This window comes from Brevundimonas sp., from assembly GCF_036732845.1.
Taxonomy (GTDB): Bacteria; Pseudomonadota; Alphaproteobacteria; order Caulobacterales; family Caulobacteraceae; genus Brevundimonas.
The window spans coordinates 63,023-85,112 of sequence record NZ_DAINBO010000011.1 but is presented as its reverse complement, the minus strand read 5'-3'; the positions used below and the strand labels follow the sequence as shown (position 1 = coordinate 85,112).

Below are 22,090 nucleotides of genomic sequence, written 5' to 3'. Positions count from 1 at the left end.
CGCCGCACGCCAAATTCATCTTCGCCACCACCGAGATCCGCAAGGTGCCGGTGACGATCCTGAGCCGCTGCCAGCGGTTCGATCTGCGCCGGGTCGAGCCGGAGGTGCTGGTCGAGCATCTGGGCCGCGTCGCCGACAAGGAGGGCATGCGGATCGAACAGGAGGCCCTGGCCCTGATCGCCCGCTCGGCCGAGGGGTCGGTGCGCGACGGCCTGTCGCTGCTGGACCAGGCCCTGGTCCAGGGCGAGCGCGGCGACACGGTCAAGGCCGAGGTGGTGCGCGACATGCTGGGCCTGGCCGACCGCGGCCAGACCATCCAGCTTTTCGAATCGATCATGGCCGGGCGCACGCCCGAGGCGCTGGAGGGGTTCCGCACCCTCTACGGTTTCGGCGCCGATCCGGTGCAGGTGACCAACGACCTGCTGGAGCACTGCCACGCCGCCTCGGTCGCCAAGATGCTGGGTCCCCAGGCGACGCGCCTGCCCAACGACCAGGCCCAGAAGCTGGCGGCCCTGGGCGCGGCCATTCCGGCCGGAACCCTGTCGCGGACATGGTCGATGCTGTTGAAGGCGCTGGAAGAGGTGCGGCGCGCGCCGAACCCGGCGGACGCGGTCGAAATGGCCATCGTGCGTCTGGCCTACGCCGCCGACCTGCCCGGACCGGAAGAGGCGCTGAAGCGTCTGCACGCGGGCGAACCGGTCACCGGCGGTCCCGGCGGCGGCGCGCCGCGCGGCGGCGGCGGGGCAGGGGGCGGCGCCTCCGCCCAGTTGGCCGCGCGGCCGGTCGCGGCGCCCGCCCTGCCGGATCCTCAGACCTTCGACGCCGTCGTGGCCCTGATCGGCCACAAGCGCGAGATCAAGTTGCAACTGGACGTGCAGCAGCATGTGAAGCTGGTCAGCTTCAAGCCCGGCGCCATCGTCTATGAGAGCGGACCCAGCGCCCCCGCCGATCTGGCGCGGCGCCTGTCGGGGCGGCTCAAGGACTGGACCGGCCGCACCTGGCTGGTCGCCGCCAACGGCCAGGGCGGCGGCGAGACCCTGATCGAACAGGAACGCCGCGGCCGCGCCCAGGAACGGGCCGAGGTCGCTGCCGACCCCTTCGTCCTGTCGGTGCTGGAGGCCTTTCCCGGCGCCAAGATCGGCGAGGTGAAGACCCTGGCCCCGCCGCTGGAGCTGCCGACCATCCCCGACGAGGCGGACGAAACCGAAGACTGATCAGGCTTCTCCCTCCCCCGGAGTGGGGAGGGTGTCTGAGCTGAAGGCGAAGACGGGTGGGGGCGAGACGCCACGCTCGGTTCCTGTTGGAATAGGCACGACCGTCCCGACGTCGGAGCGCGCGGTTTTCGTCGTCGCGGCGTATACGCCGCTCCTCCACCCCACCCGTCCGCTTCGCGTCCACCCTCCCCATCAAGGGGAGGGAGAACCGCACCCGGCCTGACGAAACCTGTCAGCACGCCCTGCGGCCCTCGCGCATCCGCCCGCGTCATGGCCTGATGCGGATGCGAACGCACAGGGGGACGTCATGCGCCATCTCACCATCGCCCTGGCCCTGGCGGCCGGGCTGGCGTCGGCCGACCCGGCCGCGGCCCAGGAGCCGACGGCCGAACCGCCTCTGGCCGACCAGATATCGGACATCTCGCGCCAGCTCCTGGACAAGCTGCGTCCCCTGGCTCAGGCCCTGGGCGTGTCCTTTCCCGATGTGCGCGACCGGATGGAGCCGTTGATCCGCGCCGCCGTGCCCACGCCGCCGCCGGCCGGCGCCGACTGGGCCTTTGACATGAGTTTCGACAACACGACCTCGGTCACCGGCGACGGCGCGGCGCCCGAGGAAGGCCGCCAGTCGGTGTTCAACGACGCCCAGGCGTGCATCGCCCGTTTCCCCGACCGGGGACCGGTCGTGCATTTCCGCCGCATCCGCCAGGGGGGCTTGCGCGGTCATCAGTGCGTCCTGGCCGGGGTCGCGGGCGATGAGGCCGTGCTGTTCTCGGAGACCTATGTCGAAGGTCCCGACCGGCATCTGACCGCCCGCTATACGGCGGCGGCGACGGTCGCGGGGGATGCGGCCGCGACCCTGGCCCTGGTCGATCCGGTGGTCGAGACCAACATCGCCCTGGCCGCGGCCATCGCCCAACTCAGCCTGGACGGCCTGCCGTCGGCCAGAGTGCGCGACGGCGACTGAATTCAGACGATCCGGGCCGCCTCGTCGAACGTCAGCCGGGGCGAACGCGGGAACAGATTCTCGTCCGTGCCATAGCCCAGATTGACGATGAAGTTCGGCTCGACCGCATCGCCGGGGAAGAACTCCCGCTTCACCCCCTCGGCGTCGAAGCCCGACATGGGACCGACGTCCAGGCCCAGGGCGCGCGCCGCGATCAGCAGATAACCGCCTTGCAGCGAGCCGTTGCGGAACGCGGTCTCGCGCCGCGCCTGGGCGTCGGGGAACCAGTCGCGCGCGCCCGGCGCGTGCGGAAACAGGGTCGGCAGGGTGTCGTGGAAATCCACGTCATGGCCGATGATCACATTGACCGGCGCCTGCAGGGTCTTGGCGCGGTTGCCCTCGCTCATCAGCGCCGCCAGCTTGGCCTTGGCCTCGGGCGAGGTCACGAACACCAGCCGCGCGGGCGTGGCGTTCAGCGCCGTCGGGCCGAATTTCGTCAGGTCGTACAGTTTGCGCAGCAGGGCCTCGGGCACGGGCCGGTCGGACCAGGCGTTGCGCGTGCGCGCCTCGGTGAACAGTTGCCCCAGGGCGGCGTCGGACAGGGCGGCGTCCCGGCTGGACACGGCGTCGAAAGGCATGGCGGCTTCCCTCAATCAAAACTGCAACAGATGCGGATATCAAATAGGGAGCATCTTCACGGCGTCAAGACCTCGCGGCGCTGATGGATCGTCGATCCAGACCTGTCGCGAGGCGGCGGATCGCCCTATCTAGGGGGCATGAAAGACCTCAATTCCCTGATGCAGCAGGCCCAGGCGATGCAGCAAAGGCTGCAAGACGCCCAGGCCAGGATGGCGGACACCACGGCCGAGGGTTCCTCGGGCGGCGGCTTGGTGACGATCGGCCTGAAAGGGCCGGGCGAGATCACCGCGATCCATATCGACCCCAGCCTGATGGTCCCCGGCGAGGCCGACATCCTGGCCGACCTGATCCAGGCCGCCCACGCCGACGCCAAACGCCGCCTGGACGAGATCAACGGCGCCCTGATGCGCGAGGCCGCCGGGCCGATGGCGGGGATGAACATCCCCGGAATGCCCAAACTCTTCTGACATGGCCGCCTCCGCCGGACCCGAGATCGAGCGCCTGATCGGCCTGCTGTCCAAGCTGCCGGGCCTGGGTCCGCGTTCGGCCCGGCGCGCGGCCCTGGCCCTGCTGAAGCGGCGCGAACAATTGCTGGAGCCGCTGGCGGCCTCGCTGGCCGAGACGGCGGCCAAGGTGCGGTCCTGCGGGGTCTGCGGTGCGCCCGACACCCGCGATCCCTGCGCCATCTGTTCCGACGACGCCCGTGACGGCGCCCTGATCTGCGTGGTCGAAGAAGCCGGCGCCCTGTGGGCCATGGAGCGGTCGGGCGCCTTTCGCGGCCGATATCATGTGCTGGGCGGCCTGTTGTCGGCCCTGGACGGCGTCGGTCCCGAGGCCCTGCGCGTCGCCGAACTGGTCCAGAGGGCGGGCGCGGGAACGCGTGAGGTGGTTCTGGCCCTGCCCGCCACCGTCGACGGCCAGACCACGGCCCATTACTTGGCCGAACGCCTGGCGGGATCGGGAGTGGAGGTCACCAGCCTGGCCCGCGGCGTCCCCGTCGGCGGCGACCTGGACTGGCTGGACGACGGCACCATCGTCCAGGCGCTGCGGGCGCGGCGCCCGGCGTAATTCCTCCCTCTTCCCCGGGAGAGGGTGACCGCACCCCCGACTCCCGCTAGGAACACAGCATGAACACGCTTGAGCTGATCCTGCTGGTCCTGGCGGTCGTCGCCACGGCGGGTTTCCTGTGGGCCTTCGCTGCATGGCAAAGAACCAAGGGCGACCTGCGCGCGACCGAGGCCCGGCTGGAGACGGCCGAGGACAGCCGCGGCGCCATGGCCGACTATCTGAAGGCCCAGGCCGGTCAGACCGCCGGCGCCGTGGCCGAAGAGGTGCTCAAACGCGCCGACGAATCGCTGCGCCAGCGCGACCTGCTGGCCCAGCAGAAGCTGGAAGCTCAGTTGAAGCCGATGACCGACAGGCTGACGGCCTTCGCCGAACACGTCGCCAAGGTCGAGGAAAAGCGCATCGCCGACGGTGCGGGGCTGAAGACCCAGATCGAACAACTGATGACCGTCTCGGCCGCCACCCAGGACGAGGCTCGGAAGCTGTCCAACGCCCTAAGGCGGGGTGCGGGCATTCAGGGACGATGGGGCGAACAGATGCTCCGCAACGTCCTCGAATTGGCGGGGCTGCGCGCGGGCATCGACTTCGACGAACAGGTGTCGGTCGGCGGCGATGACGGCCGCCTGCGTCCCGATGTCGTGGTGCGGCTGCCGGGCGGCGGGCTGTTCGTCATCGATTCCAAGGTCTCGATGACCGACTATCAGGCCTCGCTGGAGGCGACCGACGACCTGACCCGGGAAGCGGCGCTGAACGCCCACGCCGACTCGGTGCGGCGGCACATCCAGAACCTGTCGTCCAAGGCCTATTGGAACGCCTTCGACAAACCGCCGCACAGTCGTTCTCCCGATGTCGTCGTGCTGTTCATGCCGCTGGAAAGCGCCTTCGCCTGCCTGGCCGAACGTCAGCCCCATCTGGTGGCCGAGGCCTGGGAGAAGCGGGTCGCGGTCGTCACGCCGATGGCGCTGTTCCCCCTGCTCAAGGCCGTGGCCTATGGGTGGCGAGCCGAAGATCAGGCCGCCAACGCCCGCGAGATCGCCGATGCGGGCCGCGAGCTGCACAAGCGAGTGTCGGTCATCGCCAAATACGCCCAGGACCTAGGTTCGGCCCTGGACCGGGCGGTCGAGCGCTACAATGATTTCGCCGGGTCGCTGGAGCGGAACGTCCTGACCCAGGCGCGTCGGTTCGAGGGGCTGTCGGCGTCGTCGGATCGGGCCATTCCGGCGCCGGACGACATCGTCACCCAGGCCCGCCCCCTCAGCAAGCTCGCCGCCCCGACGCCGCTCGATCCGCCGATCTGAAGCCGCGCCCGACGGTCGGACCAGAAAAGCTCGCTTGTCGTTTTGACAAAGACGCTTGACACAAACGCACCAACGCAAGTAAAGCTCACTTGTCAAAACGACAGGGGTGTTTTCCATGAGTTGGCAACGTGCACGATCGTTCATCGCCCGGGGGGGAGGGTTCATCCTGCTGATCCTGGCGCTGGTCTTCGCCCGCATCGGCGCCCAGAACGACGGGGCCATGTGGGTCGCCGCCGTCCTGGGCATGCTCAGCGCGATGTGGATCGGCGGCGCCTGGATGGCGTCGATCGACGAGGCGGCGCAGGAGGCGCACAAATGGTCCTGGTACTGGGGCGGCAGCGGCGGCATGGCCGTCGGCGGGGTGCTGCTCATCCTGGCCATGACGCCGACGGGGCGCGGCTGGACCGTGCCGGTGCTGCTCGAACCGGCGTCCCCGGCCGGTTACGCCGCCACCGGCGCCATGGGCATGCTGCTGCTGATGGTCACGGGCTATCTGCTGGCCTGGGGCCTGTGGTGGCTGCGGCATCGATAGGGGGTCATGACATGAACAACCGTCTCAAGGTGCTGCGCGCCGAACACGACTGGAGCCAGGCCGATCTGGCCGCGCGGCTCGGCGTCTCGCGCCAGACCGTCAATGCGCTGGAGACCGGCCGCTATGACCCGTCCCTGCCTCTGGCCTTCAAGATCGCCGCCGTCTTCGGCCAGCCGATCGAAGCCATCTTCTCGGCCTGACCGGCCATACAATCCTCTCAATCCCACCATCGGAATGCGTATCATGAGCCTGACTTCCTTCTTCTCCGCCACGGTCGTCCGCGCGGGCCGCGCCATCGCCGGGACCGCCCTGGGCCTGGCTCTGACGGCCGCCGTCGCCCTGCCGCTGCTGACGCCCGCCCCGGCCCATGCGCAGGACGCCGCCCCGGCCCTGTGGGTCGTGCGCGACGCGGATTCGACGATCTATCTGTTCGGCACCGTCCATGTGTTGAAGCCCGGCACCGACTGGACCAGCGCCCGCGTCGACCAGGCCTTCGACAGCGCCCAGGACGTCTGGTTCGAGATCGACAACCCCGACGACACCGCCGCCATCATGCCGCTGATCCAACAACACGGTCTCTCGATGGACCGGCCGCTGTCGTCGCTGCTGACGGCGGACGAGATCGCGCATCTGGACGTCGCCGCCCGCGCCATCGGCGCCTCGGCGGCCCAGATGGACCCGCTGCGTCCGTGGTTCGCGGGCCTGACCCTGTCGATGGCCCCGCTGACCAAGGCCGGCTACGACCCCGCCTCGGGCGTCGAACTGACGCTGCTGGCGCGCGCCAAGACCGCGGGCAAGTCGATCCACTCCTTCGAGAGCCTGGAGCAGCAGGTGCGCATGCTGGCCGAAATGCCCGAGGACATGCAGCTCGGCTTCCTGCGTTCGACGCTGCACGACTATGACCGCGCCGCCGAGATGCTGGACGGCATGGTCGCCGCCTGGCGCGCGGGCGACACCGAGGCCCTGGACGCCGTCATGGTCGAGGAGATGGCTCGCGACTATCCGGCCCTGTACCGCATCATGCTGACCGACCGGAACGCCGACTGGGCCAACCAGATCGAAGAGCGCCTGAAAGGCTCGGGCGTCACCTTCGTCGCTGTCGGCGCCGGCCATCTGGTGGGCGACACCAGCGTCCAGACCTTCCTGGCGCGCAAGGGCATCACCGCCAACCGCGTCGAATAGGGTCTCGCGGCCCTGATCGAGGACAGGCCCGGCCGATGCGATCCGCTCGACCGGGCCTGTCCGTTCAAGATCCGAAGGCGAACCGCAACGACGGTTCGTGGTCGCCCTCATCGTCGATCGCGCCGTCCTCGAGCACGTCGATCGTGGCCTGGGCGACGGCCAGGGCCAGATCACAGGGAACGGCGTTGCCGATCTGTCGATAGGTCGCGGATCGGCCGCCCGCGAAGTCATAGCCCTCGGGGAAGGTGTGCAGGATGCGCGCCTCTTCCAGGGTGAGGCGGCGGATATGCCCAGGCGCCTCACGCAGGGTGGAAGGCGCGCCGCCCGTCATCAGATGGGCGTGGTAGGTCTCGATCCAGCTCGTTCCGTCACCGAAGAACTGCCGCTCGTCGATGATGGGCGTCTTGTTCCCGCCCATGGAGGCTGGAAGCGTGGCGCATGGAGCGTGCGGGTTCAGGGGCCGCCCCAGTCCGTTGAACATCATTCCCGCATAGGGGCTGCGTCGCAGCACCGGTCGCTCGGCGATGGTGATCACGGCGTTGCAGGTCTTGGGGTTGGCGGCCGTGCCCTGCGGCCCGGTCTTTCGCAACGCTTCCAGCGTGGTGATCGGCGCGCGGCGATGCTTGCGGATACGGTCCTCGAACTGAACCGGCTCCGCGTCCAAAAACCCGACGAAGAACACGCGCTCGCGGGCCTGGGGGACGCCGAAATCCTTGGCGTTGAGGATGTGCAGCTCGGTCCGGTAACCCAGTCTGTCGGCGCTGGCGCGCAGGTCGTCCCGAACCGGTTTGAACTTGGCCAGCGTGCCCAGGGCCTTGACGTTCTCCATGACGAAGGCGCGCGGCCGCACAATCTCGACGGCCCGCATGAAGGACCTGACCAGTTGGCTGCGGGGATCGTCCGGCGCCATCTTTCCGGCCACGGAGAAGCCCTGGCACGGCGGCCCGCCGAACAGGCAATCCACCCCGGCGAACCGCGACAGCGACGACAGGTGATCCTCTATGTCGCCCCAGACGATGTGGTCGCCGAGATTACGGCGGTAGGTCTCGACGGCGACCTTGTCCAGATCATTGGCCCACAGGATGTCGAAGCCCGCCTGACGAAAGCCGACGTCCATGCCCCCGGCGCCGGAAAACAGCGAGACCGCGCTGGGCCTGGCTTGAACTTCCGTTCGCCGGTTTCCACCTCTGGTTAGGTTGACGACCGGGTTCACAGGAAAGCTCCGAGTGCCGATTTACGTTGATAGCGCGCAGGCCCGGCGAGTGCTCGCCGAGGCGACCGATCTGGCCCGAACCGGATCATACCGTCTCCCTCGCGATATGGAGACGATGATCGAACAAATCATCGGCCATACGCACCGAACCTATCGCTACATCCTGCTGACTGGAATGCTAGCGAAGGCCGTGAATCCCGACACCGATCCGCTGGCGCTTCAGGCGGGCGCGCCCTTGGCCGGGGCGTTCGACGCCCGCACCCTGTGTCATGCCGTGGTCGTTCCGTTTGAACAGGCCGCGCTGGAAAAACGGCTGGGCGGATCGAACGAGCCGTTTTTGAACAAGCCGGCGCGCTACACCCATCTGAGCGTCGATAACGCCGTCCGGCGCGGCAGGGACCGCCAGACGCTCGAACGGCTGATCGCCGTGTTCGAACGGGTCAATGCAGAGGATAACGGCAAGGACGCGCTGATCGCCGTCCTGGCCCGGATTCTCAAGCTCGAAAGCCGGGTGATCACGTTTGATGAGACCCGTTTCGACGCGGTCGTCAGCAAGCGCGCGCTCGAGCAGCTCTGCGACCGCCTTCTGGCGCGGTCGTGCGAGGGCGAGAGCCTCGCACTGGTGGCGGCGCTCCTGTTCGAACTGGTCTCCAGGTCTCAGGGCGGAACCCTCAAGGTCGCCTCCCATCCCGCCAATCAGAGCGGCGCCTCCTCCAATGAGGTTTCGGACGTCGATGTCTTCGAGGCCGACGGCAAGACCCTGCGCTATTGCTGCGAGGCCAAGGACAAGTCCTTCACCCGCGCGGCCGTCGATCATGCGGTGACCAAGGTGAGAAAGAAGGGCGGTTCGACCATGCTGTTCGTCTACGGCCCGAACGGAGGCGCCCAGGAATCCCTGCCCGCGATCGTTCAGGACTATGAGACCAAGGGTTTCGACCTGACCTTCGTTTCGGCCCGGGATTTCGCCGCGGGCGTCATCGCCCTGGCCCCGCCCATCGCCTGGGCCGAGGTGACGCAGATCCTGAACCAGCACCTGGGGCTGATGCGGGCCAAGGATGACACGGTCCAACACGTCAAACAGGTCCTGGCCGACGCGTGAGAGGTGTGCGCCTCCGGGCGTCCGCCGGGGGCTGGAGCGGGCAGCGGGAATCGAACCCGCACGAGCAGCTTGGGAAGCTGCCAGGCTACCACTACATCATGCCCGCGATGGCCCGGGACCTGATCTATCCCACCCCTCGGACGCGCTCAAGCGCGGGGCGGGCAGGGCGCGTATGAATGGAAGGCGGGCCGGATCGATCCCGGCTCCAAGCGTGGTCCTGGAGGCGCCGCGAACCCTGGCGTCCGTATCCGGCGCAGACGCCTGTTAAGCGTGCGTCCGAGCTGGCTCGAACGTCCGTCAAAATCGACTCGATAGACTCGATAGACCCCGTTTTTTTCCAGACGGCTCGGCGTGGCCCTCAGGCCGCGCGGGCCTGGTCCGCGGGTTCCGCCTGTGTCGTCGGCCGCCGGATCGGCAGGTCGAACGACACGGTGGTGCCTTCGCCGGGGCGGCTTTCCATGTGCAGGGTCCCGCCGTGCATCTCGATCAGAGACTTGGTCAGGGCCAGGCCCAGGCCGGTGCCTTGCGTGGTCTTGGAGTGCTGGCCCTCGACCTGTTCAAACGGCCGCGCCAGCCGGGCCAGGTCGTCGGCGGCGATGCCGATGCCGGTGTCGGCCACCGCCACCCGCACCCTGTCGTCGCCCAGCGGCGCCAGCCGCACGGTGATCGAGCCGCCCTCGGGCGTGAATTTGATGGCGTTGGACAACAGGTTCAGCATCACCTGCTTGCAGCCGCGATGGTCGGCCTCGATCTCGGCCAGGTCGGCGGGCGCCTCGACGGTCAGGGTCAGGCCCGCGTCCTCGACCTTGCCGCGCATCAGCCGCACCGCGTCGTCGCAGACCTCCTTCAGCGACACCGCCTCATAGTGCAGCCGCATCTTGCCGGCCTCGATCTTGGCCATGTCCAGGATGTCGTTGATCAGGCTGAGCAGGTGCTGGCCCGAGCGGTGGATGTCGGCGGCGTAGCCCTTGTATTTCGCATCGCCCAGCGGGCCGAACATCTCGGCGGCCATGATCTCGGAAAAGCCGTTGATGGCGTTCAGCGGCGTGCGCAGCTCGTGGCTCATATTGGCCAGGAATTCGGACTTGGCCTGGTTGGCGGCCTCGGCCCGGGTCATGGCGATCTCATATTTGCGGGCCAGCAGCGACAGCTTCTCCTGGCTGGCCTCCAACTGATCGACCATGGCGCGCAGATTGTCGGACGCCCTCTGTCGCTCGGCCTCTTGAAGCTTGATGGCGGTGATGTCGGCGGCCGTGACCACCGAGCCGCCGTCCGAGGTGAACCGCTCCATCAGTTGCAGCCAGCGCCCGTCGTTCAGCTCGACCTCGCGTGCGCCGGCCCGGCCGCCCGCGCCGGGGTGTTCGGCCGTGATGGCCAGGGCGGCGATGCGGTTCAACTCGTCCTTCAGCGCCCCGCGCTGCACCACGCCGGGGGCGAAGCCGAAGGCGTCCTGGAAGGCCTGGTTGCACAGCAGCAGACGCCCCTGTTTGTCGAACAGGACGAAGGCGTCCGACACGCTCTCGATGCCGTCGCGCAGGCGGCTCTCGGCGGCCTGGGCCTGGGCGCGGGCGCGGCGGGCCTCGGTGATGTCCAGGGCCACGCCCAGGATGGAGCTGAACCCCGTCTCGCCCCGGTCGCCGCGCGCCTGGCCCCGGGCGTCGATCCAACGCACCCGTCCGTCCTCGCCCTGGACCGGAAAGGTGACATCGAAGGCGCCGAAGGCCGCGGCCTGGCGCAGGGCGTGATCGACCTGGGGGCGATAGCGGGCGTGGATGCGGGCCATGAAGGCCTCGGCCGACACGGGTCCGCCCTGGGGAAAGCCCATCAGAACGGCCATATAGTCCGACAGATCGACCTCGCCGCCCTCGGCGTCCCATTCCCAGACGCCGCAGCGCGCGGCCTCGACGGCGACGCGGAAACGCCGTTCGGACGCCGCCCACTGGCGGCTGATCCTGGCCTGACGCCAACGGTTCAACAGCACCAGAAACAGTACGGCCACGCCCAGCACCAGCGGCGCGGCCAAGACCCAGGCGTCGTTCAGCAAGGCCGCCGCCTCCGTATCGACCGGGGTGGAGGCCACCGCGAAGACGCCGCCGCCCGCCGCGCCGACGGCGGTCATCAGACTATGTTCGTCCACCGCGACGGTGCGTGCCGGACTGCCCCCGACAAGGGCGTCAGGCGTCAGGCCGACGGCCGTCAGCGGCCGACCGGTGCGCGCGGCGTCGGTCGACGCCAGCACGCCCGAGGTCGAAACGAGAGACAGGGTCGGCCTGGGGCGTCCGGCCACGTCCACCTGGAGCACGGGCGGGGCGATGCGGGCGACCAGGCGCGGCTCCGCGCCCTCGGCCGCGATCAGCACGCCGGACTTGTCGGGCGCCGCGCGGGGCGCCTCGGCGGTCACCGCGGCGAAGGCGCCGGGCGCCGCCCCGGCCGCGGCCGTCGCCGCGCCCTCGACGTCCAGCACGGCGAAGGCGCTGTCGGGCGCCAGGGTTCGGGCGGTTTCGACGGCCTCGCTCGGCGTCGCGCCCAGGTCCAGCGCCGTCTGTCCGGCCGCCAGGCCCGCGCGGGCGGCGGTCAGCCGGGTCTCGAACCGCGCGGCCAGCAGGTCGGCGTCGCTCTGGACCGCCGCCTGACGCAGATGGTCGGCGTCGCGCGCCGGGCGGGCGATCTCGCGCGCGAACAGCAGCACATAGGCGGCGACGCCCAGGGTCACGGCGAGCAGCAGGATGCGCGCCCAGGCCGGTGGGGCCTTGAGGCGGTCCGAGGCGCGGCGACCCGACCCCTGAATCCGACGTTCCCTGGGCCGCTCGTCCGCGGTCAAGGCGCTCTCCCGTGCGATTCGGCGAACCGTGGGAATCTAGGCTGCGTCGCGGAATCCTGTCGAGGCGCAAGGTCGCCGGTCAGGCGGCTTTCACGGTTCGCGGCGCGGGGGCCTCGGTCGGCGGGGCCAGGACGTCGGTGACGCCGCGCAGAATCTCACGCGCCTGCCGCGCCAGGACCAGGGCCTCGGCCGGGGCGTCGTCGGGCGCCTCGCCGACCATGTCGGCCAGGGCCTGGGCCAGGCCCATCAGGCGCGGCGCGGCGGCGATCAGCCGGGCCTGGAACTCGATGCGCTCGGGATCGCGGTCGTATTCGGCGCCCGGCACGCGCCATCCGCCCCAGTCGGCCGGATCGGTCACCACCACCGGATAGGTGCCGGGAAAGGGATGGTGCGGACAATCCTCGGCCATCTGCCATTTGTTGCGCGCACGCAGCAGCCGCCAGTCGCCCATGTCGCCGTTCGCCGCCTGGTCCTCGACCGGCAGCATCAGCTCATTGCCGGTGAATTCACGGCCCAGGCCCACGTCATAGGTGACGCGCACGGGTTCCTCGAACCCCTTGGCCCAGACGGGCTGGACCTTTTCGATATTGGCCCAGGCGCCCACGCACTCGACCCAGACCTTCTGGCCTTTTTGGAATTGCGCGCGCGCCATTCTGCACCCTCCGCTGACGGTCACAATGCGCCCGCGAGCATTGACGCCCGGTCAAGCGGAAGGGTGAAGCGGGGGTTAACCCGGAACCGCTTTCGCTCTAAGGCCAAGCCCAACACGGGGAAGACGCACATGACCACCGCGGCGAACGAGGCGAAGGCCATCCTGGACCGGCTGGGCGTTCCCGCCTCGGCCTGGGACCCAGGTTCGGGCCAGGGCCTGGCGACGCGCTCGCCCATCGACGGCTCGACCGGCGCCCAGGTCGCGGTCACGCCGGATGTCGACGCCGTCATCGCCCGTTCGGTCGCCGCCTTTCAGATCTGGCGCCGCCTGCCCGCGCCGCGCCGGGGCGAACTGGTCCGCCTGCTGGGCGAGGAGCTGCGCGCGGCCAAGGACGACCTCGCTCGCCTCGTCACCCTCGAAGCCGGCAAGATCGTCTCCGAAGGCCTGGGCGAGGTGCAGGAGATGATCGACATCTGCGACTTCGCCGTCGGCCTGTCGCGTCAGCTCTACGGCCTGACCCTGGCCAGCGAACGTCCCGGCCACCATATGCGCGAGACGTGGCAGCCGCTGGGTCCCGTCGGCGTCATCACCGCCTTCAACTTCCCGGTCGCCGTCTGGGCGTGGAACGCCTGCCTGGCCTTCGTCTGCGGCGATCCGGTGATCTGGAAGCCGTCCGAAAAGACGCCGCTGACGGCCCTGGGCGTCCAGGCCGTCTATGACCGCGCCGCCGCCCGCTTCGGTTCCGACGCGCCCCAGGGCCTGAACCAGCTTCTGATCGGCGGACGCGAGGCGGGCGCGGCCCTGGCCGCCGATCCGCGCGTGCCCCTGGTCTCGGCCACCGGTTCGACCCGCATGGGCAAGGCCGTGGCGGCGACGACGGCGGCGCGGCTGGGTCGGTCGTTGCTCGAACTCGGCGGCAACAACGCCATGATCGTGACGCCCTCGGCCGACCTGGACATGGCCGTGCGCGCCATCGCCTTTTCGGCCGTCGGCACCTGCGGGCAACGCTGCACCACCCTGCGCCGCCTGTTGGTGCATGAGACCGTCGCCGACGGTCTGGTCGAGCGGCTGGCCGGCGCCTACGCCACCTTGCCCATCGGCGATCCGCGCGACGCCGGGACCCTGGTCGGTCCCCTGATCGACGAAGACGCCGGCGCCGCCTTCGACCGCGCCCTGGCCCAGGCGGTGGACCAGGGCGGCCGGATCGTGGCGGGCGGAACCCGTGTCCAGCACGCGGGCGGCGTCTATGTGCGCCCCGCCGTCGTGCGCATGCCCGCCCAGACCGAGGTGGTGATGCACGAGACCTTCGCTCCCATCCTCTATGTCCTGACCTGGAGCGATTTCGACCAGGCGGTGGCGCTGCAGAACGCGGTCCCCCAGGGGCTGTCGTCCTGCGTCTTCACCGACAGCGTGCGCGAGGCCGAGACCTTCCTGTCGGCCTGGGGATCGGACTGCGGCATCGCCAACGTCAACATCGGTCCCTCGGGCGCCGAGATCGGCGGGGCCTTCGGCGGCGAAAAGGAGACCGGCGGCGGCCGCGAATCCGGCTCGGACGCCTGGAAGGCCTATATGCGCCGCCAGACCCAGACGGTGAATTTCAGCGCCGCCCTCCCGCTGGCCCAGGGGGTCAGGTTCGAGGTTTGAACCTCAAGGCTCCCGCCGCTCCGGCAGGGTCGCGGCGGCCCGCGCCAACTGCACGAACTCGGCCCGGTCGCCATAGGGGTCGTCGCCGCGCGCGCCCTGGGCCAGCTCGACGATCCGGTCCCAGCCGAAGTCAGGCGCCATCCACGGATCGCCGCGCAGCTTCTGGCCGAAGGCGGCCACCGCCAAGGCCCAGCGCGTCGCCTCGCCCGGCCGCCCCAGGGCGTTGGACACCCCCTCGCGGATCGGGTGCTGGATCAGGCGCGACATCGCCTGGCCGGGCGGTTTGTAGCGGATCTGGACGAAGGCCAGCTCGTTTCCGGGCGCGCCCGGCGCCGCCTGCGGACGGGCGGATTCATAGCGTCGGTCGGGAACCTGGGGCGGCCCGCCGACGGGGGTGATCTCATACAGGGCCGTGACGCTGGCGCCCGATCCGACCTCGCCCGCGTCGACGCGGTCGTTGGCGAAATCCGCCTCGTTGAGCAGCCGGGTCTCATAGCCGATCAACCGCCATTCGGCGACGCGGGCCGGGTTGAACTCGACCTGGATCTTCACATCGTCGGCGATGGGAAAGGCGCCTCGGTCGAAGGCTGGGCCGAACAGGCGGCGCGCCTCTCTCAGTCCGTCGACATAGGCGGCCGTGCCGTTCCCGGCCTGGGTGATCGCCTGCATCCGCGCGTCCTGATAATTGCCGCGCCCGAAGCCGTAGACCGACAGATAGATTCCCGTCGCCCGCTTGTCGGCGACATAGTCCTCCAGCCGCTTGTCGTCTGTGACGCCGACGTTGAAGTCGCCGTCGGTGAACATCAGGATGCGGTTGACCCGGTCGCGGGCGAAGTTGACCTGGGCCTGGTCATAGGCGTTGGTCATGCCGGTCGCCCCGGCTGTGCCCCCGGCGGCGCGCAGGCTGGCGACGGCGCAGCGGATCCTCAGCTTGTCCGTGCCCGGCGTCGGCGCCAGGGTCGTGCCCGCTCCCTCGGCGTAATAGGTCACGGCCGCCGTGTCCTGGGGTCTCATCCGGTCGATGATCAGGTTCATCGCCTGTTTCGCCAGGGCCAGCTTGTCGGGCGAACTCATCGAACCGGAGACATCGACCAGAAAGGTCAGGTTCAGCGGCCGCCGCTCGGCCGTCGGCAGTTCATAGCCTTGCAGCCCGACATGGACGATCTGGCGGCCCGGCGCCCAGGGCGAGGGCGCGACCTCGGCCGTCACCGCGAACGGTTCGTCCGCCCGTTCGGGCCGGGCGTAGCCATAGTCGAAATAGTTGATCATCTCCTCGACCCGCACGGCGTCGCGCGGCGGCGCCCGGCCCTCGTCGATGAAGCGGCGGACGTTGGCATAGGCGGCGGTGTCCACGTCGATCGAGAAGGTCGACACCGGCTGGTCGGCGGTTCGCCTGACCGGATTGGGCGTGGCGTCGCGATAGCGTTCGGTGTCGGCGGCGGACGGCAAGCGGCCCATGACGTGCGAGCCGCTGACCACGACTTCGTTCAGGACGACGGGCGCGCCTGACGGCGGCGGCGGCGGCGGAGGCGGCGGCGCGTAGGGGACGCGCTCCTGCTTCTTCGTCGGGGGAATCGGCCGGGCCAGGGGCGGCGCGGTTCCGCCCACGGCGGGCGCGGCGGCATAGGCCCGCTGGATCGGCGGCGCCGGCGGCTCCAGCTCGAACCCGTAGGCGCGGCAGGCGGCGGGTGTGGCCTCGCCGTCTCCGTTCGTGGTCTGGGCCAGGGCCGATGAGGGGACGGTTCCCGCCGGGGCGCCGATGCTCAACGCCGTCAGAACCGCCAAACCGGACTTCAGCACGCGCATGCCGCTTCTCCGTTCGCCCCCCGGGATCGCCAGTGATCCGTGATCTTTCGACCAAACTGTGGCGATCGGCGCCGTCTCCCCCTCGCAAACGGTCTCGCCCGCCCCCAATATGGGCGTCGGATCGAACGGGGGAACATCCATGGCCGACGGCGCGACGGGACTGCAATTGGGCCATGCGGCGGTGCTGCTGGCGGCCGGCGTGGCGGCGGTGCCCCTGTTCCGGCGGCTGCAACTGGGTTCGGTGCTGGGTTATCTGGCCGCCGGCCTGGCCATCGGTCCCTTCGGCCTGGGCGTGTTCCGTGAGCCGGAGACCATCCTGCACGTCGCCGAGTTCGGCGTGGTCATCTTCCTGTTCATCATCGGCCTGGAGATGCGGCCCAGCCGATTGTGGAGCCTGCGGCGCGAGATATTCGGCCTGGGCGCGGCCCAGGTGCTGGGCGCGGGCTTTCTGCTGACCCTGACCGGCATGGCGGCGGGCCTGTCGGTCGCGGTGGCCTTCATCGTCGCCATGGGCTTCGTGCTGTCGTCCACCGCCGTCATCATGCAGATGCTGGACGAGCGCGGCGAGCTGGGGTCCCCGGCCGGTCAGCGGGCGGTGTCCATCCTGCTGTTGGAAGACCTGGCCATCGTGCCGCTGCTGGCGATCGTGGCGGTCATCGCCTCGGCCACCGGCGTGGCGTCCGAGGCCGCACCGCCCCTGTGGCAGACCGTCGGCCTGGCGGTCGGCGCCCTGGCGGTCGTCTTCCTGGCCGGGCGTTATCTGATGAATCCGGTGTTCCGCATCCTGGCCCGCTATGGCGGACGCGAGGTGATGACGGCCGCCGCCCTGCTGGTCGTGGTCGGGGCGGCCTGGTTGATGGACGCGGGCGGCCTGTCCATGGCCATGGGCGCCTTCCTGGCCGGGGTGCTGTTGTCGGAATCGACCTTCCGGCATCAGTTGGAAGCCGATGTGGAGCCGTTCCGCGCCATTCTTCTGGGCCTGTTCTTCCTGTCGGTCGGCATGTCGCTGGATCTGGCGGTGGTGGCGGTCGACTGGCGGGTCGTGGTCGGCGGGGTCATCGCCTTCATGGCGGTCAAGGCGGTGGCCATCTATGGCGTCGCGCGCCTGTTCAAGGCCTCGGAGCGTGAGGCGGTCGAGCGCGCCGTCCTGTTCGCGCAAGGGGGCGAGTTCGCCTTCGTCCTTTATGGCGCGGCCCTGACGGCGGGGGTGTTCGATCCGCGCATCGCCTCGGCGGCCACGGCCATCGTCATCCTGTCCATGGCCCTGACGCCCCTGACCAGTTTGGCCGCGCGCCGCCTGCTGCCCAAGGAGACCAGCGATCCCGACGGCGCCGAGGGCGTGGACCGGGCGGTGAACCTGCGCGAGCGGGTGCTGATCATCGGCTTCGGCCGCTTCGCCCAGGTCGTGTCCCAGCCCCTGCTGGCCCGCGACGTCGATGTCTCGATCATCGAGAACGACGTGGAGATGATCCAGGCGGCCGGAAAGTTCGGCTTCAAGGTCTATTACGGCGACGGCTCGCGGCTGGACGTGCTGCGCGCGTCCGGCGTCGAAAAGGCCGAGACGGTGCTGGTCTGCGTCGACAAGCCCGAGGTCGCCGACCGCATCGTCGAATTGGTCAAGGCCGAGTTTCCCCTGACCAAGCTGTTCGTGCGCGCCTTCGACCGCGGCCATTCGCTGCGCCTGGTCCAGGCCGGGGTCGAATATCAGATCCGCGAGACCTTCGAGAGCGCCCTGGTCTTCGCCCATCAGGTGCTGATCGACCTGGGCTTCAGCCACATGGAGGCCGAGGAGACCATCCGCGACCTGCGTGCGCGCGACGAGGAGCGGTTCACGCTCCAACTCGCGGGCGGCGACATCAGGGCCGGCGTGCACCTGATGCGCGGCAACATGGCCACGCCCCAGCCCGCGCCCTACGTCAAACCCCGCCACGAGGGCCAGGCCCTCAACGAGGAGGCCGCCGAGGCGCTGGAGGAGGAGGACGCCTGACGGTCGCCTGCCGACCCCGCATGGTGTAAAGGCCGCGCCCCATGACGTTTTCTCCGCACCGCCTGTCGGTCGCCCCGATGATGGACTGGACGGACCGGCACTGCCGGGCGTTCCACCGCGCCCTGACGACGCGGGCGTTGCTGTATACGGAAATGGTCACGGCCCCGGCGGTCATCCACGGCGACCCGGAACGGCTGCTGCGCTTCGACGAGGTCGAACATCCGGTGGCCCTGCAGCTGGGCGGGTCCGAGCCGGAACAACTGGCCCAGGCCGCCCGCATCGGCGCGGCCTTTGGCTATGACGAGATCAATCTGAACGTCGGCTGCCCGTCCGACCGGGTCCAGTCCGGCCGTTTCGGCGCCTGCCTGATGCGCGAGCCGGAACTGGTCGCCGACTGCATGGCCGCCATCAAGGCCGCGGTCGCCGTGCCGGCCACCGTCAAATGCCGCATCGGCGTCGATGACCAGGACCCGGCCGTCAGCCTGTTCGCCACGGTCGACGCCTGCACGGGCGTGGGGATCGACACCTTCATCGTCCATGCGAGGAAGGCCTGGCTGAAGGGGCTGTCGCCCAAAGAGAACCGCGACGTGCCGCCGCTGGACTATGCCCTGGTGCGCCGTCTGAAGCGCGAGCGGCCGCACCTGACGATCTGCATCAACGGCGGGATCGCCGATCTGGACCAGGCCCAGGCGCATCTGGACGCCTCGGACGGCGTGGCCCTGGATGGGGTCATGCTGGGTCGCGCCGCCTATCATGAGCCGGCCCTGCTGGGTCAGATCGACCGCCGTCTGTTCGGCGCGGCGACGCCCGACGTCGACGTCTGGTCCGCGCTGGAGCGCTACCGTCCCTATATGGCCGCGCGGCTGGACGAGGGCGTCCACCTGCCCGCCATGACCCGGCACATGCTGGGGCTGATGCACGGCCGCCCCGGCGCGCGGGCCTTCCGCCGCATCCTGACGGTCGAGTCCATCCGCCCCGGCGCGGGGCTGGAGGTCGTCGATCGCGCCGCCGACGCCGTGCGCCAGGCCGAGGCGCGGCGCGAGGCGGCCTGACAGGGTTTTCTTGGCTGAACCCGCCTTGAGCATCGGCGCTCCATCCACCGTTTCCCCGGCGAACGCCGGGGGCCAGGTCCAACCTCGATCTCTGGGGCCAGGACCAGGTTGGCGTCGGCAGGCGACGGAGACTCCCCATCTGGACCCCGGCATTCGCCGGGGACGCGGAGAAAACTCAGTCGTCGATCTTGAACGAGAAGACAGGCCTTTCTTAATCGAATCCCCCGGTCATGGTCCCGACCTGGGGGAGCTGTCCATGATCCGAACGGCGATGTTGAGCCTGGCCCTGACGTGCGTCGCGGGGGCGGCCTCGGCCCAGACGGCGGCGTCGGTCCACGCCGGGACCCTGGGCGTCGGCGCCGAGATCAAGCTGGCGCTGAGTCCGGCCTTCGTGGTGCGCGGCGGGATCGACCGGCTGAGACACGATTTCGACCAGACCTACAGCGGCGTCGACTATGGGGCCGAGCTGGATTTCGACACCGTCGGCGGTTTCATCGACCTGCATCCGTTCCGCGACGCCTGGTTCATCTCGGGCGGGGCCTATCTGGGCGCGCGCGAGCTGCGGCTGGAGGCCGAGCCGGTCACGCCGGTCGAGATCGGCGGCGCGATGTTCACGCCCGGACAGGTCGGCAAGCTGACCGGGGCGGCGACCCTGCCGGAGGTGACGCCCTTCGTCGGCCTGGGCTTCGACAACACCTTCACCGGCCGCTGGCGGGTCGGCGTGCGCGCCCTGATCGGGGTGGCCGTCGGCGACAGCCCGGACGTGACCCTGAACGCGCAAGGCGGGAGCCTGTCCAATAGCGCCGCCTTCCGCCAACGCCTGGACGCCGAGGCCGAGCGGATCAAGGAGGAGGCGGACTTCAGCCTCTATCCCGTCGCCCAGATCGGTCTCAGCTATCGCTTCTGACCCGGTGTCGGCCTAAGCCGGAACCATGACCGGCCTGCCCCTGTCCGAGCTGTTGCTGCTGTCGGCCGCCATGATCGGGGCGGGGGTGTTCGCCGGGCTGATCGCGGGCCTGTTCGGCGTCGGCGGCGGCACGGTGATCGTGCCGGTGCTGTTCTACGCTTTTGAACTGCTGGGCGTCGGCGGTGAAGGCAACCTACACGTCGCGGTCGGCAGTTCGCTTTTGACCATCGTCGGCACCTCGTGGCGATCGCTGGCGGCGCACCGGAAACACGGGGCGGTGGATGAGGCGGTGCTGAAGGCCTGGACCCCCTGGGTCGGCATCGGCGCCCTGGTCGGCGCGGCCGTCGCGGGCTTCACCTCGATGCAGGGGCTGGCGGTCGTCTATGGGGTCTGTCTGGCGGGGATCGCGGCGCAGATGGGGCTGGCGCCGGATCACATGACCCTGCGGCGCGATCTGCCGACGGGCTGGACGCGGCGTCTCGTCGGCGGCGTGATCGGCGCCCTGTCGGCCATGATGGGAATCGGCGGCGGCAGTTTCGGCGGCATGCTGATGACCCTGTGCGGCCGACCGATCCACCAGGCGGTGGCCACGGCCTCGGGCTTCGGCATGGTCATCGGCGCGGCGGCGACCCTGGGCTTCGTCGTCTTCGGCTGGGACGCGGCCGGACGGCCGCCCTGGTCGCTGGGCTACGTCAACCTGCCCGCCGCCGCGATCATGGGGATCGTGACGACGCTGGTCGCCCCTTACGGCGCGCGGCTGGCGCATCGGCTGGACAAGCGGGTGCTGAAGAAGGCCTTCGCCGCCTATCTGGCCCTGACCGCCCTGTCGGTGGTGGCGAAGGCGCTCTAGGGCCGCAGCGTCAGTCCCGTCGGCGTCGCCTCGAAGGCCGACAGCCGCCCCAGATAGCTCATGCCCAGAAGCGAATGCGGCAGGCCGTCCTGCAACACCAGGGCGTCGACGCCGCGCACCTCGGCCCGGCCCACCGACACGGCCTTCAGCCGCACCGGCGCGGCCGGAACCGGGCCGGAGGCCGTGCGCACCGTCCGGGTGAAATCGGCCTCGTTCGGGACCACGCCCAGGCGGGCCGCGTCGTCCAGCGTCAGGGCCACGACCGTCGCGCCGGTGTCGATCATCACCCGCACGGCGCGGCCGTCGATGCGGGCGTCGGCCCAATAGTGGCCGTCCGCGCCCTTCACCACCTGGGCTGCCGATCCCGTGGCGCGCGCGTTCGGGGCTGGGGCGGCGACGGCCTGGGGCGCGGCCTGGGCCTCGCCCGGCCCGCCCAGCCGGTTCAGCCAGAAGGCGGCGCTCAGCGAGGTCGCCATGGCCAGGCTCACGACGGCGACGGAGGAGGCGGCGAGACGGATCATTCAAACCCATGCGTCACACGGACGCCTTTTGCGTCCAGCGACCGTCATAACCGGGGCCGGTTGGAATGCCGTGAAGCGACGTGGTTGACGGCCCTTAACCTCGCAGAGTCGGGTCGATGCGCTCTTTCCGCCCGGGCAGTTCGGCCATGACCGCCGCGCGCCGTTCGTCCGTCAGCCCGCTCCAGCCGCCGATCTCCGCCAGGGTCCGATAACAGCCCAGACACAGGCCCGAGGCGCCGTCGACGATGCAGACCTTGACGCAGGGCGTGGCGATGGAACGGGGCGGGGTGGAAGAGTCCAAGATGACGACCTTGCGAAAAACAATCCGGCGCCGGAGCGAAAATCTTGCAATTTTCGGCCCGATCAACTATCTTACGCCCTGACGCGAAACGACTATGAGGGTGAGACCCCCGAACAGCACGACGTGTCTCTTTTCATCGTTCTGCGAAAGGAGACGCCAAGAATGAACGACAAGGAGCGCAACCTCCAGCACGCCATGATGTCCTTCGCCCTGTGGGGCGGGATGCTGGTGAACACCAAACAGGCGAACGCCGGGCGCGTGGTCAGCCACCCCTCGAACTTCGTCCCCATCGAGATCAAGAAGCGCCGCTAGGGCCTGCTTTCCCTTGATCCCCAACGCCCCGGCCCTGAATAAGGCCGGGGTT

At 69.7% G+C, this 22,090-nt stretch carries 22 protein-coding genes and 1 tRNA gene; 15 read left to right on the top strand and 8 right to left on the bottom strand.

What is annotated here, in order from left to right; all coding sequences use genetic code 11:
* Together V7D63_RS06225 and V7D63_RS06220 are read left to right on the top strand one after the other, a co-directional pair.
* Positions 1 to 1,214 (top strand): DNA polymerase III subunit gamma/tau (locus V7D63_RS06225; protein WP_333591398.1); only part of this gene is annotated, 1,214 nt, incomplete at its 5' end.
* Positions 1,215 to 1,521: 307 nt separating this feature from the next.
* Positions 1,522 to 2,178 carry a hypothetical protein gene (locus V7D63_RS06220; protein WP_333591397.1) on the top strand — a complete coding sequence of 219 codons (657 nt, stop codon included), beginning with the start codon at positions 1,522 to 1,524 and terminating at the stop codon, positions 2,176 to 2,178.
* A gap of 2 nt (positions 2,179 to 2,180) precedes the next feature.
* On the opposite strand, the gene V7D63_RS06215 is transcribed toward V7D63_RS06220, so the two are convergent.
* Positions 2,181 to 2,795 (bottom strand): malonic semialdehyde reductase, encoded by a 615-nt coding sequence (locus V7D63_RS06215; protein ID WP_333591396.1) that lies wholly within the window; start codon positions 2,793 to 2,795, stop codon positions 2,181 to 2,183.
* Positions 2,796 to 2,933: 138 nt separating this feature from the next.
* Between V7D63_RS06215 and V7D63_RS06210 the strand changes: the two genes are divergently transcribed.
* The 6 genes from V7D63_RS06210 to V7D63_RS06185 all read left to right on the top strand — a co-directional run bounded on the left by V7D63_RS06210 (position 2,934) and on the right by V7D63_RS06185 (position 6,873).
* Positions 2,934 to 3,263 carry a YbaB/EbfC family nucleoid-associated protein gene (locus V7D63_RS06210; protein ID WP_333591395.1) on the top strand — a complete coding sequence of 110 codons (330 nt, stop codon included), beginning with the start codon at positions 2,934 to 2,936 and terminating at the stop codon, positions 3,261 to 3,263.
* Position 3,264: 1 nt separating this feature from the next.
* Positions 3,265 to 3,864 (top strand): recombination mediator RecR, encoded by a 600-nt coding sequence (gene recR / locus V7D63_RS06205; RefSeq protein ID WP_333591394.1) that lies wholly within the window; start codon positions 3,265 to 3,267, stop codon positions 3,862 to 3,864.
* A gap of 59 nt (positions 3,865 to 3,923) precedes the next feature.
* Positions 3,924 to 5,159: a DNA recombination protein RmuC gene (locus V7D63_RS06200; RefSeq protein ID WP_333591393.1), complete on the top strand. Its 1,236-nt coding sequence runs from the start codon at positions 3,924 to 3,926 to the stop codon at positions 5,157 to 5,159.
* Between the two features lie 115 nt (positions 5,160 to 5,274).
* Positions 5,275 to 5,691 (top strand): hypothetical protein, encoded by a 417-nt coding sequence (locus V7D63_RS06195; protein WP_333591392.1) that lies wholly within the window; start codon positions 5,275 to 5,277, stop codon positions 5,689 to 5,691.
* A gap of 11 nt (positions 5,692 to 5,702) precedes the next feature.
* Positions 5,703 to 5,891, top strand: coding sequence for a helix-turn-helix transcriptional regulator (locus V7D63_RS06190; RefSeq protein ID WP_333591391.1), 189 nt, complete (start codon positions 5,703 to 5,705; stop codon positions 5,889 to 5,891).
* Positions 5,892 to 5,934: 43 nt separating this feature from the next.
* The gene (locus tag V7D63_RS06185) at positions 5,935 to 6,873 is read left to right on the top strand and encodes a TraB/GumN family protein (protein ID WP_333591390.1); all 939 of its coding nucleotides are present in this window, start codon (positions 5,935 to 5,937) and stop codon (positions 6,871 to 6,873) included.
* Positions 6,874 to 6,937: 64 nt separating this feature from the next.
* Here the strand turns inward: V7D63_RS06185 and V7D63_RS06180 are convergent, their stop codons facing one another.
* Positions 6,938 to 8,086, bottom strand: coding sequence for a DNA cytosine methyltransferase (locus V7D63_RS06180; protein ID WP_333591389.1), 1,149 nt, complete (start codon positions 8,084 to 8,086; stop codon positions 6,938 to 6,940).
* 13 nt (positions 8,087 to 8,099) lie between these two features.
* On the opposite strand from V7D63_RS06180, the gene V7D63_RS06175 reads away from it, so the two are divergent.
* Positions 8,100 to 9,185: a restriction endonuclease, SacI family gene (locus V7D63_RS06175; RefSeq protein WP_333591388.1), complete on the top strand. Its 1,086-nt coding sequence runs from the start codon at positions 8,100 to 8,102 to the stop codon at positions 9,183 to 9,185.
* A gap of 32 nt (positions 9,186 to 9,217) precedes the next feature.
* Here V7D63_RS06175 and V7D63_RS06170 read toward each other — a convergent pair.
* The 3 genes from V7D63_RS06170 to V7D63_RS06160 all read right to left on the bottom strand — a co-directional run bounded on the left by V7D63_RS06170 (position 9,218) and on the right by V7D63_RS06160 (position 12,658).
* Positions 9,218 to 9,291 (bottom strand) — tRNA-Gly (locus V7D63_RS06170).
* Between the two features lie 252 nt (positions 9,292 to 9,543).
* A complete protein-coding gene (locus V7D63_RS06165; protein WP_333591387.1) occupies positions 9,544 to 12,006 on the bottom strand; it encodes a sensor histidine kinase in 2,463 nt (820 codons plus the stop codon).
* A 79-nt stretch (positions 12,007 to 12,085) separates the two neighbouring features.
* Entirely contained in the window at positions 12,086 to 12,658 is a 573-nt protein-coding gene (locus tag V7D63_RS06160) for a hypothetical protein (RefSeq protein WP_333591386.1), read from the bottom strand.
* A 129-nt stretch (positions 12,659 to 12,787) separates the two neighbouring features.
* On the opposite strand from V7D63_RS06160, the gene amaB reads away from it, so the two are divergent.
* Positions 12,788 to 14,302 (top strand): L-piperidine-6-carboxylate dehydrogenase, encoded by a 1,515-nt coding sequence (amaB, locus tag V7D63_RS06155; RefSeq protein WP_333591385.1) that lies wholly within the window; start codon positions 12,788 to 12,790, stop codon positions 14,300 to 14,302.
* 3 nt (positions 14,303 to 14,305) lie between these two features.
* Here amaB and V7D63_RS06150 read toward each other — a convergent pair whose 3' ends face one another.
* Positions 14,306 to 16,108 carry a vWA domain-containing protein gene (locus V7D63_RS06150; RefSeq protein WP_333591384.1) on the bottom strand — a complete coding sequence of 601 codons (1,803 nt, stop codon included), beginning with the start codon at positions 16,106 to 16,108 and terminating at the stop codon, positions 14,306 to 14,308.
* Positions 16,109 to 16,247: 139 nt separating this feature from the next.
* Between V7D63_RS06150 and V7D63_RS06145 the strand changes: the two genes are divergently transcribed.
* The 4 genes from V7D63_RS06145 (at position 16,248) to V7D63_RS06130 (ending at position 20,904) form a co-directional block, all read left to right on the top strand.
* Positions 16,248 to 18,095 carry a monovalent cation:proton antiporter-2 (CPA2) family protein gene (locus V7D63_RS06145; RefSeq protein WP_333591383.1) on the top strand — a complete coding sequence of 616 codons (1,848 nt, stop codon included), beginning with the start codon at positions 16,248 to 16,250 and terminating at the stop codon, positions 18,093 to 18,095.
* A 41-nt stretch (positions 18,096 to 18,136) separates the two neighbouring features.
* Positions 18,137 to 19,147, top strand: coding sequence for a tRNA dihydrouridine(20/20a) synthase DusA (gene dusA / locus V7D63_RS06140; RefSeq protein ID WP_333591382.1), 1,011 nt, complete (start codon positions 18,137 to 18,139; stop codon positions 19,145 to 19,147).
* Positions 19,148 to 19,403: 256 nt separating this feature from the next.
* Positions 19,404 to 20,054 (top strand): hypothetical protein, encoded by a 651-nt coding sequence (locus tag V7D63_RS06135; protein ID WP_333591381.1) that lies wholly within the window; start codon positions 19,404 to 19,406, stop codon positions 20,052 to 20,054.
* A gap of 25 nt (positions 20,055 to 20,079) precedes the next feature.
* Entirely contained in the window at positions 20,080 to 20,904 is an 825-nt protein-coding gene (locus V7D63_RS06130; RefSeq protein ID WP_333591380.1) for a sulfite exporter TauE/SafE family protein, read from the top strand.
* On the opposite strand, the gene V7D63_RS06125 is transcribed toward V7D63_RS06130, so the two are convergent.
* Entirely contained in the window at positions 20,901 to 21,425 is a 525-nt protein-coding gene (locus tag V7D63_RS06125; protein WP_333591379.1) for a TIGR02281 family clan AA aspartic protease, read from the bottom strand. The two genes, V7D63_RS06130 and V7D63_RS06125, sit on opposite strands and share 4 nt — an antisense overlap.
* A gap of 94 nt (positions 21,426 to 21,519) precedes the next feature.
* Entirely contained in the window at positions 21,520 to 21,729 is a 210-nt protein-coding gene (locus V7D63_RS06120; RefSeq protein WP_333591402.1) for a DUF1289 domain-containing protein, read from the bottom strand.
* A 159-nt stretch (positions 21,730 to 21,888) separates the two neighbouring features.
* Between V7D63_RS06120 and V7D63_RS06115 the strand changes: the two genes are divergently transcribed.
* On the top strand, positions 21,889 to 22,038 hold the full coding sequence (locus V7D63_RS06115; RefSeq protein ID WP_333591378.1) for a hypothetical protein: 150 nt from the start codon (positions 21,889 to 21,891) through the stop codon (positions 22,036 to 22,038).
* The last annotated feature ends 52 nt before the right edge of the window (positions 22,039 to 22,090 follow it).

Excerpts from the sequence above, each read along its gene's own strand:
- V7D63_RS06220 (WP_333591397.1), top strand. The coding sequence starts at position 1,522 with ATGCGCCATCTCACCATCGCCCTGGCCCTGGCGGCCGGGCTGGCGTCG.
- V7D63_RS06215 (WP_333591396.1), bottom strand. The coding sequence starts at position 2,795 with ATGCCTTTCGACGCCGTGTCCAGCCGGGACGCCGCCCTGTCCGACGCC.
- V7D63_RS06210 (WP_333591395.1), top strand. The coding sequence starts at position 2,934 with ATGAAAGACCTCAATTCCCTGATGCAGCAGGCCCAGGCGATGCAGCAA.
- recR (WP_333591394.1), top strand. The coding sequence starts at position 3,265 with ATGGCCGCCTCCGCCGGACCCGAGATCGAGCGCCTGATCGGCCTGCTG.
- V7D63_RS06200 (WP_333591393.1), top strand. The coding sequence starts at position 3,924 with ATGAACACGCTTGAGCTGATCCTGCTGGTCCTGGCGGTCGTCGCCACG.
- V7D63_RS06195 (WP_333591392.1), top strand. The coding sequence starts at position 5,275 with ATGAGTTGGCAACGTGCACGATCGTTCATCGCCCGGGGGGGAGGGTTC.
- V7D63_RS06190 (WP_333591391.1), top strand. The coding sequence starts at position 5,703 with ATGAACAACCGTCTCAAGGTGCTGCGCGCCGAACACGACTGGAGCCAG.
- V7D63_RS06185 (WP_333591390.1), top strand. The coding sequence starts at position 5,935 with ATGAGCCTGACTTCCTTCTTCTCCGCCACGGTCGTCCGCGCGGGCCGC.
- V7D63_RS06160 (WP_333591386.1), bottom strand. The coding sequence starts at position 12,658 with ATGGCGCGCGCGCAATTCCAAAAAGGCCAGAAGGTCTGGGTCGAGTGC.
- amaB (WP_333591385.1), top strand. The coding sequence starts at position 12,788 with ATGACCACCGCGGCGAACGAGGCGAAGGCCATCCTGGACCGGCTGGGC.
- V7D63_RS06150 (WP_333591384.1), bottom strand. The coding sequence starts at position 16,108 with ATGCGCGTGCTGAAGTCCGGTTTGGCGGTTCTGACGGCGTTGAGCATC.
- V7D63_RS06145 (WP_333591383.1), top strand. The coding sequence starts at position 16,248 with ATGGCCGACGGCGCGACGGGACTGCAATTGGGCCATGCGGCGGTGCTG.
- dusA (WP_333591382.1), top strand. The coding sequence starts at position 18,137 with ATGACGTTTTCTCCGCACCGCCTGTCGGTCGCCCCGATGATGGACTGG.
- V7D63_RS06135 (WP_333591381.1), top strand. The coding sequence starts at position 19,404 with ATGATCCGAACGGCGATGTTGAGCCTGGCCCTGACGTGCGTCGCGGGG.
- V7D63_RS06130 (WP_333591380.1), top strand. The coding sequence starts at position 20,080 with ATGACCGGCCTGCCCCTGTCCGAGCTGTTGCTGCTGTCGGCCGCCATG.
- V7D63_RS06125 (WP_333591379.1), bottom strand. The coding sequence starts at position 21,425 with ATGATCCGTCTCGCCGCCTCCTCCGTCGCCGTCGTGAGCCTGGCCATG.
- V7D63_RS06115 (WP_333591378.1), top strand. The coding sequence starts at position 21,889 with ATGAACGACAAGGAGCGCAACCTCCAGCACGCCATGATGTCCTTCGCC.